Source organism: Streptococcus handemini (assembly GCF_040984445.1).
Lineage (GTDB): Bacteria > Bacillota > Bacilli > Lactobacillales > Streptococcaceae > Streptococcus > Streptococcus handemini.
In genome coordinates this window covers 18,872-31,243 of the sequence record NZ_JBFRYH010000021.1, presented here as the reverse complement: position 1 = coordinate 31,243, position 12,372 = coordinate 18,872, and the positions used below count along the sequence as shown (strand labels likewise).

At 40.4% G+C, this 12,372-nt stretch carries 9 protein-coding genes; 8 read left to right on the top strand and 1 reads right to left on the bottom strand.

Going from position 1 to position 12,372, the window contains the following annotated elements; genetic code table 11:
* Positions 1 to 81, top strand: a complete 81-nt coding sequence (locus ABPH35_RS04830) for an IS3 family transposase (RefSeq protein ID WP_349988131.1) — start codon at positions 1 to 3, stop codon at positions 79 to 81.
* Positions 82 to 145: 64 nt separating this feature from the next.
* Here ABPH35_RS04830 and ABPH35_RS04825 read toward each other — a convergent pair whose 3' ends face one another.
* Positions 146 to 1,990 (bottom strand): GBS Bsp-like repeat-containing protein, encoded by a 1,845-nt coding sequence (locus ABPH35_RS04825; RefSeq protein ID WP_368849631.1) that lies wholly within the window; start codon positions 1,988 to 1,990, stop codon positions 146 to 148.
* Between the two features lie 122 nt (positions 1,991 to 2,112).
* Between ABPH35_RS04825 and ABPH35_RS04820 the strand changes: the two genes are divergently transcribed.
* The 7 genes from ABPH35_RS04820 (at position 2,113) to ruvB (ending at position 12,318) form a co-directional block, all read left to right on the top strand.
* Positions 2,113 to 4,488, top strand: a complete 2,376-nt coding sequence (locus ABPH35_RS04820; RefSeq protein WP_349989545.1) for a YSIRK-type signal peptide-containing protein — start codon at positions 2,113 to 2,115, stop codon at positions 4,486 to 4,488.
* Positions 4,489 to 4,650: 162 nt separating this feature from the next.
* A complete protein-coding gene (gene purD / locus ABPH35_RS04815) occupies positions 4,651 to 5,910 on the top strand; it encodes a phosphoribosylamine--glycine ligase (protein ID WP_349989546.1) in 1,260 nt (419 codons plus the stop codon).
* 9 nt (positions 5,911 to 5,919) lie between these two features.
* Positions 5,920 to 6,411, top strand: a complete 492-nt coding sequence (gene purE, locus ABPH35_RS04810; RefSeq protein WP_349989549.1) for a 5-(carboxyamino)imidazole ribonucleotide mutase — start codon at positions 5,920 to 5,922, stop codon at positions 6,409 to 6,411.
* On the top strand, positions 6,398 to 7,486 hold the full coding sequence (gene purK / locus ABPH35_RS04805; RefSeq protein ID WP_349989547.1) for a 5-(carboxyamino)imidazole ribonucleotide synthase: 1,089 nt from the start codon (positions 6,398 to 6,400) through the stop codon (positions 7,484 to 7,486). The genes purE and purK overlap by 14 nt, the downstream gene beginning before the upstream one ends.
* 10 nt (positions 7,487 to 7,496) lie before the next feature.
* A complete protein-coding gene (locus tag ABPH35_RS04800; RefSeq protein WP_368849630.1) occupies positions 7,497 to 9,884 on the top strand; it encodes an AAA family ATPase in 2,388 nt (795 codons plus the stop codon).
* A gap of 87 nt (positions 9,885 to 9,971) precedes the next feature.
* Positions 9,972 to 11,264 (top strand): adenylosuccinate lyase, encoded by a 1,293-nt coding sequence (gene purB, locus ABPH35_RS04795; protein WP_349988994.1) that lies wholly within the window; start codon positions 9,972 to 9,974, stop codon positions 11,262 to 11,264.
* A gap of 46 nt (positions 11,265 to 11,310) precedes the next feature.
* A complete protein-coding gene (gene ruvB, locus ABPH35_RS04790; RefSeq protein ID WP_368849632.1) occupies positions 11,311 to 12,318 on the top strand; it encodes a Holliday junction branch migration DNA helicase RuvB in 1,008 nt (335 codons plus the stop codon).
* Positions 12,319 to 12,372 lie beyond the last annotated feature (54 nt).

Genomic DNA, 12,372 nt, shown 5'->3' with positions numbered 1-12,372 from the left:
ATCCAGTTTTACAATACACAACGTTATCAAACAAAATTAAACAACCTGACTCCTTGGGAATTCAGGAATCAGGTTGCTTAGTATCTTTTATTATTTGACTGTCTACTTGACAGGGAGCCGTTCACTACGCTTGGGAGTTTGTTGTTTAATTAGGATAAATATAGGCTACGATTCCGCCTGTGACAGGATTAAACCAACCGCGGAAATCACCAACATATTGATGCCCATTGAAGTTTGATTCTTTAAGGCGAATACGAGTAGGACTGTCAACGGCAGTAACGACACCGACATGTCCAAATTGACCGTCTGTCCAAACGGCAACAGCTCCGACACGAGGAGTTGTGCCAACTTCAAATCCCTGCTCTCTAGCATTACTTGCCCAATATTTTGCATTACCAAGGTAGTTGGGAATCCATGGTGCAAGCTCTTTTGCTCCCCATGTACATTGACCGACAGGGTAGGTATTTGGCTCTGTCCGAACAACAGGCTTAGGTGCAGGGAGCTGAGAGGTGGTCACTTGGAAGGTGGATGGAATCAAACCTTTTCCATTTTGATAGACATGAAGATGGTATTTTCCTGTCCCCTTGTGGAACTGAAGCGGAATATCTCCGGTATAGGTCTTGTCCCCAGCCTTAGTAGCCGTATACCAGCGAAGATCATCTTGTCCGTTTTCATCTGACCAAACAGCGTAGCTAACATTTCCACCTCCATAAATATTATCAAGAGAGACACGGAAATTTCCTTGAGAACTAAACGTAGTGGTGACTTGTATAGAGGCACGAGCATTGGTCAAATTGACTTTCTCAGCGGCATACCCAAGGCGGCTACCGTCTCCATAAGTAATGTAGACATGATTGTGATAGACCCCATTGATACTCTGATGTTCAGAGAAGTTAACATTGGTCGTATAAACTCCATTTTGATAAGAAGCAACACGCCATTTGAGATTGCTTTGATTGTCGGTAGACCAGGTTGCGACATCCACTTTTTTGATGGATTTTCCTCCAACTTGAGGTGTGACCTGTACTTGGTATGTGCCGTTTGCTGGGTTTAGACTAGTAATGGCGAGTTTAGGATCCGGATTGACGGGGAGCTGTTCTTTCTCAACTGAAATTTGAGTATGTGTCATGATTTTTAAGGAAGAGTTTGCTTCCTTGCCATAGACATGGATGGCATAGGTTCCGGTATCCAGCTTATGGCGTTTTAAATCAACTTGTAAGCCATAAGTCCCATCAGCGTTGCGAGTGGCATTGTACCAAACGAGATCATCCTGACCATTATTGACAGACCAAACTGGAATTTTTACTTCCGTTATTCCAGCTGGGACATGATCGACTTGTATATTGATAAATCCTGGTGTAGAAACACTTGCTGAAACGGTTGGTGAGGGTGCTTGAGGAATTTCTTCGGGTTTATCTGGTTTCTTTTCTGATGAAGTTTGCTCTGCTTGTCCTGGTTGAGCTGGTGAATTGGCTTGATTTGCAGGTGGAAAGTGAGGTCTGTCCAGTACAAATTTCTTTTCTTCCAAGAACGTTAGACGATTGTTCACCATAATATAGGAATGAATAAGGTAGGTTCCGTAATTTTTAGGATTTTTGAGAGAGATAGTTGTGATGCTTTCTCCTGCTGTATACCATTGTAAATCGTCTTGTCCATTTGCTTCAGACCAGATAGCATACATGATTGTACTGCCACGTTGGCTATCTGTTCGATTGTAAAAAACAGATACTTCCTGTCCGTCGACCTGTGTAGATAGGGGCTCTTGGACGATAGTAGGGTCAATTGCTGGAGAAGGTGTTTCTTCGCTAGGTTGACTGGACTGATTCTCTTGTTCTGACGTTGTTGGTGCTACAGGTGTAGAACTGGTTTGATTGTTCCGATTGGCATTGTACCAACGTCCATAGGATGAATAGGCCTGTACTTTTGGCGCATAGGTTAAGCTAGCAAGAAGCATAGCAGACGATAGCAATACTGTTGAATATTTTTTCATTTAAATCCTCCTATCATAACTGTTCGGAAAAAGTTACAAAAATAGAAATCCTTATAAAAAATATTGACAAAATATATCGGGGGGGGGGTAAAATAAGAGTAATCAATAAAGGAGTTTTGCATATGAAAAAACAAAGATTTAGCTTGAGAAAGCTAGCGGTAGGTGTGGTATCGATTGGTCTAGGAACAGCAGTTATCCCAGCAGTTACACAACTTGGATCTGTTGAGATTGTTAAAGCAGATACTGATCAAGCCCGTCAAGCAGCGATTCAGGAAGTGGAAACGAAGCGTGAAGAAGTCGTAGCAGCAATTTTGAAGTTGAAAAATAATGATTTGACGGAGGAGCAGGTTCGGAAATTAGTCGTTTCTGAAAATTATTATTTAGGTAATTTAGGAGGTGAAACACTCGAGAGAAAAGATAAACTTTTAACATTATTAGCTTCAATCCAATTTAAATATGACTTAATTGATGAAGTATTGACCAAGTGGAATGCGTTTTATGTGAGTAAAGGAATTGAACATAAACTAGGATTTTCAGATTTGGAGAGGTTGAAAGAGGTTGATTTGTCGCCTAATTCTAAGGTACGATATAGTTACCCAGTAGTAAGTAGATTTGTAGAGCCAACATATTCATTGAGTAGTTCGTTTCGTAATTTAATTTTTATAAATTCAGATCGTGATGAAAACAATATGATTCGAGACCAGCGGTCAGCCTTTAATGATTTACGTAATTTGGAGAAAAATTATGAAGATTTAAAAGAAGCACGGGAAAAATACAATGAAGTAGTCACCTATTTTAATGCACAGCCAGAAGAAATTCGTAAGGAGCAATTCAATAACTTTGCTGATGAGAGTTTTAGATCTATTTGGAATGATATTCAAAGTACGGGTGCTTATCTCAATCGGGAAGTGGTATTAAGAAAACTAACTTTATTAGAAAACCGCATTAAAGGAAAGATAGCAGACGAAAAAGCCATTGCTCAGGCGGTGAAAGAAGTTAATGATAAGAAATCTGCTATTTCCGCAGCCATTCAAAAATTAGAAAACATTACTATTCAAGGAGAGGCTTCTAATTTATATGTAAATGAAAATGGCTATACTTCTTATGATGACTTTACGATTGATGGGTTATCTCAAGCATTTCATACCTTTGAAGAGTTAGAGACTACTAAGCAGACAAAGCTTCGGCAATGGGAGCATTTGTTGGAGCAAATGAATGTCATCAACGACATCTTAATCAAAGCGAATCAATTTGAAGAGAAACAAGGCCGAGAAAAACATAGTTATACTATTTATCTTATAGATGGACCTGCTGTATCTGCTCCTAAAACAGAGCATTTTCCAGCAACTATAGCACGACCAAGTCGTGAGGAGTTTCTTGAGAGCAAGGAAGAAGTGAGTTCTGTCGATTTACCGTATAAATTTTATAATACTTTAGATGAGATTAGGTATACAGGAGATAATCATGTGATAGAAGAGAAGAAGAATGTTGCCCTATCTCTACTATCACTTGCTGAGAAGAAGTATGATGCGATGACAGAAGCTGTTTCTGCTTATAACAATTTAATTGATAAAATCAATACTTTACCGCAGGAAAAACGCCATCAAACATGGTTGGATTTGATTTATCAAAAAGATCCATATCTGTATGTATTAGACGAGTTACGGTTTGGAGATGGAGAAACAGAGGAAGAAACAGAGAGTCGTAAAGAGAATTTGTTAGCTATTTTTAAAAAATTTGACCAAGAGACATTTGCAGCCACTGCTCCGTCAACGGAATCTGGCATGTTATCCTCTGAAAATACTACAAATCAGTCTTCAGATAGCACTGTACCGTCAAGTAGTGAGGATGAAGACAAGGAAACAACAGTGACAAGTTCAAGTTCTACTACTGATGAGAGCATCCCAAGTGCGACAGAAAGTACCTCCTCATCAAGCGACGAAACTGAGTCGTCTAATACGACCAAACCTTCGGAGTTAGAAAACAAGGAGGAGGGTAATGGATCAGAGAATTCGCCAAGTACTACAAATGCTGCGAACATTGCTACTAGACCGAGTTTATCTGGACCAAGTGCTACTACTTCGGATTTAAACTATTCTTCAGCAGAAAATATCCATTCTAACACAGTGATTAGTTCATCAACGATGGAAAAGAGTGAACCAAATCCTGTCTTGTCATCTTCAAGTACAGTAGTGACGGGTAGCTCAATCGTATCGTCTTCAACGGTGACGAGCGCCTCAAATTTTGGAACGACTAGTACTAGTACGGGGCAAGGTCAAGATACACAAATGCTCGCCAAAGCCTCTTCTGCTACGGAAGCTACTGTTGTTGAAAGCGTGAGTGATAGCGGAATCTCGGTTTCGCCTAGAAGAGGGACAACTAGCTTAACAGTAAAACCGAAACATCTACCAAAAACAGGAACAAACTGGAGTATCTGGGGACTGGTTTCTTTCTTACCGATGCTGGTTGGCTTTGCTCTCTTTAAAAAGAAATCATAATACAGGAAGGCATGAAGTCTGTTAAAAGGCTTCATGTTTTTCATTAACTCTATCTATCGTTCGGAAATGAATTGAAAACTAGATTATTTTATAGTATTTATGGATAAAAACGAATGATTTTGTTACAATATCCTTATAAAATACGTTTTTAGAGGTGGGTAGATGAAGTTATTGGTTGTTGGTTCGGGTGGTCGTGAACATGCGATTGCAAAGAAATTATTAGAATCAAAAGTTGTTGAAAAGGTATTTGTTGCTCCTGGGAATGACGGAATGTTGTCAGACGGCATTAATCTGGTTAATGTCGCTATTTCCGAACATTCTGAGTTAATAGCATTTGCCAAGAAAGAAGAAATTACTTGGACTTTTGTTGGGCCAGATGATGCTTTGGCGGCAGGTATCGTTGATGCCTTTGAGGAAGCTGGTTTAGTCGCTTTTGGACCTAGAAAAGATGCTGCAGAGCTAGAGTGGTCCAAGGACTTTGCCAAATCAATCATGACCAAATATGGTGTACCGACTGCACGCTATGCAACGTTTTCTGATTTTGAGGCAGCTAAAGCTTATATTGAAACACAAGGTGCACCAATTGTGGTCAAGGCTGACGGATTGGCTCTTGGAAAAGGTGTCGTGGTTGCTGAAACGGTGGCAGAAGCGGTGGCTGCGGCTCAAGATATGTTGCTGGATAATAAATTCGGCGACAGCGGCGCGCGCGTGGTCATCGAGGAATTTCTGAGCGGTGAGGAATTTTCTCTTTTTGCTTTTGTTAACGGTGAGGATTTTTACCTCATGCCGACAGCGCAGGACCACAAGCGGGCTTTTGATGATGATAAGGGACCAAATACTGGCGGAATGGGCGCTTATGCGCCAGTTCCCCATTTGTCAGCGAGTGTCGTGGAACAAGTTGTTTCTGAAATCATTCGGCCTGTCTTAAAAGGCATGATAGCAGAAGGACGTCCCTATCTCGGTATCCTCTATGCGGGCTTGATTGTGACGAATGAAGGACCTAAGGTTATTGAGTTTAATGCTCGCTTTGGAGATCCTGAAACGCAGGTCATTCTACCACGATTGACATCTGATTTTGCAGAAAATATCACAGACTTACTAGCAGGAAGAGTACCTAACTTTACTTGGATTGAAGAGGGGATAACCCTTGGTGTTGTAGTCGCAAGTGAGGGCTATCCGCTTGCGTACGAAAAAGGGATACGTTTGCCAGAAAAAACTAGTGGAGACATTGAAACCTACTATGCCGGTGCGCGCTTAAATGCGGATCAAGAACTAGTCTCAAATGGAGGACGAGTCTATATGCTTGTTACAACACAGAATACCGTGTCACAAGCTCAAAAGACCATTTATCAGCAACTGCAAAAGCAAGACACGACAGGCTTGTTTTATCGGACAGACATTGGAAGCAAGGCAAATAAATAAGGAGATATGATGGAACAAGTACAGGTATCGCTCATCATGGGGTCGATTTCAGACTGGGAAACCATGAAAAAAGCAGCGCAGATATTGGATGAATTTGGTGTTCTTTATGAAAAAAAGGTGGTTTCTGCCCACAGAACACCTGATTTGATGTTTGAACATGCAGCAAAAGCCCGTGAACGAGGAATCAAGGTAATCATTGCAGGTGCAGGTGGTGCAGCACATTTACCAGGAATGGTGGCAGCTAAGACGACCTTGCCAGTCATCGGAGTGCCGATTAAATCACGGGCGCTAAGCGGGATTGACTCGCTTTACTCCATTGTGCAGATGCCCGGAGGTGTGCCCGTTATGACGATGGCGATTGGAGATAGCGGAGCGATTAATGCAGGACTGTCTGCGGTACGGATTTTGGCGCTTGAAAATCCACATTTTCATGAAAAACTAGTCGAATTTGCTGAAAATCAAGGAAAAATTGCAGAGGAGTCAAGTCATGACCTTATCTAAGACAATTGGGATTATCGGTGGTGGACAGTTAGGTCAGATGATGGCAATCGCAGCCATTTACCGTGGGCATAAGGTTATCACGCTTGATCCAGCAGCGGATTGCCCAGCCTCTCGAGTGAGTGAGGTCATCGTGGCTGATTATGCAGATGTAGAGGCTCTCCGTACCTTGGCAGAGCGTTGTGATGTCTTGACCTATGAATTTGAAAATGTGAATGCAGATAGCCTTGATGTGGTAGCGGATAAGGCGCTATTGCCTCAAGGGACAGATTTACTACGGATTGCCCAAAATCGGATTGCTGAAAAAGCCTTTCTGACCAAAGCAGGGGTAGCGCTAGCGCCTTACAGGATTGTCAAGTCAAGCCTTGATTTGGCAGATTATGATTTTTTGACGACACGGGTGTTGAAAACAGCGACAGGTGGTTATGACGGCCATGGTCAAGTCGTCATTCATGATGAGGCAAGTTTAGCACAGGCAAAAGTCTTGGCGGACCAGACCGACTGCGTTTTGGAAGATTTTGTCCCCTTTGATATGGAAATTTCCGTACTTGTTTCAGGAAATGGTCAAGAATTGACCGTTTTTCCTGTCCAAGAAAATATTCACCGCAACAATATTTTGTCTAAAACCATTGCTCCAGCCCGCATTTCTGAAAGTTTGGCTGAAAAAGCTGTTCAAATGGCAAGAAAAATTGCCACAGACTTGCAACTTTTTGGTACACTATGTATAGAGATGTTTGTAACAGGCTCAACCATTTTGGTCAATGAAATCGCACCACGCCCTCACAACTCGGGGCATTACAGCATTGAGGCTTGTAATTTTTCTCAGTTTGATACCCATATCTTGGGCATTCTAGACGAAACCTTACCAAAAATCCAGCTCCATGCACCAGCTGTCATGCTCAATGTCTTGGGGCAGGATATGGAGGCGGCGCAAACGTTCATGGCTAAGCATCCACAAGCTCACCTTCATCTCTACGGCAAAGCAGAAGCTAAATATAATCGGAAGATGGGGCATGTGACGGTGGTGGGTGTTGAATCTAATACCGTTCATGAATTGAGATTAAAAATGGATTTTTAGGGGAAGGAAAATGTTCGAAAAAATTAAAGGAATTAAGATAAAATCGGGCATCTTTGAAGATGAAACAAAATTAGAACTCTTTGAAGGAAAATACGATGGAACAAACCAAACACAGAATGATAGAGCAAGTTTGCTATTTGGAAGGAATGGTTCGGGAAAAAGTACAATTGCTAGAGGAATACATCAATTAAAAATTGGTGAGGGTGGAGAAGATAGGGTCTCATTTATTGATAGGGATGATACCGATATTATACTTAAGGATGTTAATCAAGATTCAATTTTTGTTTTCAATGAAGACTATGTTGATCAAAAAGTTAAGATTGCTCAAGATGGTTTGGATACAATCGTGATTTTGGGAGAACAAGTAGATATTGATAGTAAAATTGATTTGCTGAAAGAACAGTTATCCGGATTACAAGCTGAATTTCAAAAATATGAGTCTGAATTTGCAGATTATAGTAATAATAAAAATGAAAAATCTCCAGATTATTGGAAGGATAAAATAACAGCTTCTTTGAAAGGGGTAGGACATTGGGCTGAAAGAGATAGGGAGATAAAGGGAAATAGAGCAGCTTCTTCTGTCAATAGTAGTACTTTTCAAAATTTTGTTAATTTGCGACCAACTTTAGAAAAAAAGAAATTAGAGGTTGAATTTAACGAGAAAAAAGAAAGATATTTTTCATTGAGAGATTCAGCGGTTGCAATAAATCAAAAGTTATCGTTTCCTCATATCAGTTATGATAGTAATGCATTAGCTAGCTTATTGTCTAAAAGAATAGAAAAACCTGAGTTAAATTCTAGGGATAGGTATCTGTTGGAATTACTATCTGATTCTGAAAAAGGGGAACTTCATTTAAGAGAAGTCAAAGATTTCTTTTCGGATGAGCATAACAAAGTTTGTCCATTTTGTACTCAATCAGTTTTAGAAGATGTTAAAGAAGAGCTTACTAGCGGTATATCTAAGCTATTATCCAAGGCAGTTGAAGAGCATCAAGAAGCACTAAGGAGAAGTAAGCTTGATGTGATTGAACAAGATCTTTCTGATTATGAACAGTTAGACTCAAGATTAATTCAGACTTATCAAAATAGTATTAAGGCGTTAAATACTAAATTTGAGGAAATCAACATAGTGATTGATAAGAAAATCAAGAATCCATATGTGATAGTTGAGCTACCTAATATAGATTTTTCTCAAGAATTAATCAAAGTAAAGAGTGATATCGAAATAATTAACCAGGCTATTATTGCTCATAATGTAGAGATTTCCGATATTCAGAAGTTGAAAGAAAGTCTACTTCAAATCAATAACGAGTTAGCTTTTTATGAGATCAAAAATGACTATGAAAATTTTCGAAAAAAAATAACTGAAAAAAACGCTTGTCGTGATAATTATAATATTTGTAAACAAGAAGTAACAGATTGTGAGCAACAGATTACTTATTTGGAAAATCAGAAACTTAATGTAGACATTGCGGCTGATGAAATTAATAAGAATTTAAATTATATTTTTTTCTCAAAAAATCGTTTAGCTATCCAAAATCAAAATGGAAAATACTGTCTGCTATCAAGAGGCAAGTCGGTAGATCCTAATAAAGTATCAGTAGGTGAGAGAAATGCGCTAGCGCTCTGCTATTTTTTTACAGAAATAATTCAAGAAAGAGAGTTATCAGAAGCCTATAATCAAGAATATTTTATTGTCATTGATGATCCGATTTCTAGTTTTGATATGGAAAACAAAGTTGGAGTAATCTCTTATTTGAAATATTGTTTAACCCGATTTCTTAGGGGAAATCCTCATACTAGAGTTTTGCTAATGACTCATGATAAACAGATGGTGTATGATTTTGATAAGTTTTTACAGGAAATAATGGAATCATGTAAGGTAGCAGAGGGTGGACAAAAATCTAAATATAAGAAATTGGAATTAGTTTCTGGGGAATTACAAGAATTTAAGACTCGAACTCATGATTATACAGAGCTCCTTGAAATAGTATTTGATTATGTAACAGGAAATGGGATAACTAGTTCAGAAAGTTTTATTGGTAATGCAATGAGAAAAATTTTAGAAGCATACGGTACATTTAATTATAAACAAGATATTGCAAAACTAACGACAGATTCCATGATTGTAAGTAAAATAGATGAAAAACATAGAGATTATTTTGAAAATTTAATGTATCGATTAGTTTTACACGGTGAAAGTCATTTTGAAGATCCAGTTAAAGTTTTGAATATTGATTTTTTTGACACTATTTCTGATGAAGAACGAGAGAAAATCGCCAGAGATTTGTTAGTCTTGCTTTATCTTTTAGATGACATACACGTTTTAAAACATTTGGAAGGTAGAGAAAACGCAAAAATGCAGCTTGAACAATGGAGATCCGAACTTGCACAATAGTTGTTTGTTATTGTTCTCTGTGTTTGTAGAGAATAGTTAGTTAGATTAGCAGAATATATTGATAGTAGATTTTCGGAAGGAGAAACAATGCTAGAACGTTACACACGCCCTGAAATGGGGGCTATTTGGACAGAGGAAAATAAATACAGGGCTTGGCTTGAAGTGGAAATCTTAGCAGATGAGGCTTGGGCTGAGTTGGGAGAGATTCCCAAGGCAGATGTGGCAAAAATCCGTGAGAATGCAGGATTTGACATCGACCGCATTTTGGAAATTGAGCAGGAAACCCGCCACGATGTGGTGGCTTTTACCCGTGCGGTATCTGAAACCTTGGGTGAGGAGCGCAAGTGGGTGCACTACGGCCTGACATCAACTGACGTTGTGGATACGGCTTATGGTTACCTCTACAAGCAGGCCAATGATATTATTCGTGAGGATTTGCATCGTTTTACGGAGATTGTGGCTGACAAGGCGCGTGAGCATAAGTACACCATTATGATGGGGCGGACCCACGGGGTGCATGCGGAACCAACGACCTTTGGGCTTAAACTCGCTACTTGGTATAGCGAAATGAAACGCAATATTGAGCGATTCGAGCGTGCAGCCGAAGGAGTAGAAGCAGGAAAAATCTCTGGGGCGGTTGGAAACTTTGCCAATATCCCGCCATTTGTCGAGGAATATGTCTGTGAAAAATTAGGCATTCGTCCGCAAGAAATTTCGACTCAAGTTCTTCCTCGTGACCTCCATGCAGAATACTTTTCAGCCCTTGCAACCATTGCAACATCTATCGAGCGCATGGCGACAGAAATCCGTGGGCTACAAAAATCTGAACAACGTGAGGTAGAAGAATTCTTTGCCAAGGGTCAAAAAGGAAGCTCAGCCATGCCGCACAAACGCAACCCAATTGGTTCTGAAAACATGACAGGTCTTGCGCGTGTGATTCGTGGCCACATGGTAACTGCCTTTGAAAACGTAGCTCTCTGGCATGAACGTGACATTTCGCACTCGTCCGCAGAGCGGATTATCACGCCTGATACGACGATTTTGATTGACTACATGCTCAACCGTTTTGGAAATATTGTCAAAAACTTGACAGTATTCCCAGAAAATATGAAACGTAATATGGAGTCAACTTTCGGCTTGATTTACAGCCAACGTGCCATGTTAGCCCTGATTGAAAAAGGAATGACGCGGGAAGAGGCCTATGATTTGGTTCAGCCGAAAACAGCCTATGCTTGGGATAATCAGACAGCCTTCAAACCACTACTTGAAGCGGATGAAAAGGTGACAGAACGTCTCATTCAAGCAGAAATTGATGAACTCTTTGATCCGTCTTACTATGCCAAACGAGTGGATGACATCTTTGCGCGTGTAGGATTATAGAAAATGTAAAGGAGGCTTGTTCCTCCTTTTGTGGTATAATAAAAGCATGAATAGAATACTAGATACAGAACAATTAGGAGATGAGGAGTACGTAGAACGTACCCTGCGCCCACAAAAATTAAATGAATACATCGGCCAGGACAAGGTCAAGGATCAGTTGAAAATCTTCATTGAGGCCGCTAAGATGCGCGACGAAGCCTTGGATCACGCTCTTCTCTTTGGGCCGCCAGGTTTAGGGAAGACCACCATGGCCTTTGTCATTGCTAATGAGCTGGGGGTCAATATCAAGCAGACCAGTGGGCCAGTGATTGAAAAGGCTGGCGATTTGGTGGCGCTTCTCAATGACTTGGAGCCGGGGGATGTCTTATTTATTGATGAAATTCACCGCCTGCCCATGGCGGTAGAGGAGATCCTTTACAGTGCTATGGAAGATTTTTACATTGACATCTTGATTGGGACAGGGGAGGCTAGCCGAGCAGTGCATTTGGAATTGCCACCCTTTACCCTGATTGGAGCAACAACGCGTGCTGGTATGTTGTCCAACCCTCTACGAGCTCGTTTTGGAATCACAGGCCATATGGAATATTATGCACTACCTGATTTGACAGAAATCGTTGAACGGACAGCTGATATTTTTGAAATGGAAATCACCCACGAAGCCGCAATTGAATTGGCACGTCGTTCACGTGGAACACCCCGTATTGCCAATCGTTTGTTAAAACGAGTGCGGGATTTCGCCCAAATTATGGGGGATGGTGTGATTGACGATACTATTACGGATAAGGCCTTGACCATGCTAGATGTCGATCGTGAAGGTCTTGACTATGTTGATCAGAAGATTTTACGCACCATGATTGAGATGTATGGCGGTGGTCCTGTCGGCTTAAATACACTTTCAGTGAATATTGCAGAAGAACGAGAAACAGTTGAGGACATGTACGAGCCTTATCTGATTCAGCAAGGTTTTCTCATGCGGACAAGAACAGGTCGTGTGGCGACAGCTAAAGCCTACGAACACTTGGGGTATACCTATGAAGAGAAAGATAACCATTAATTTTAGTTTGAATGAAGGTTTGGTAGTTATACTGCAGTCATTCTTTTTCATAAA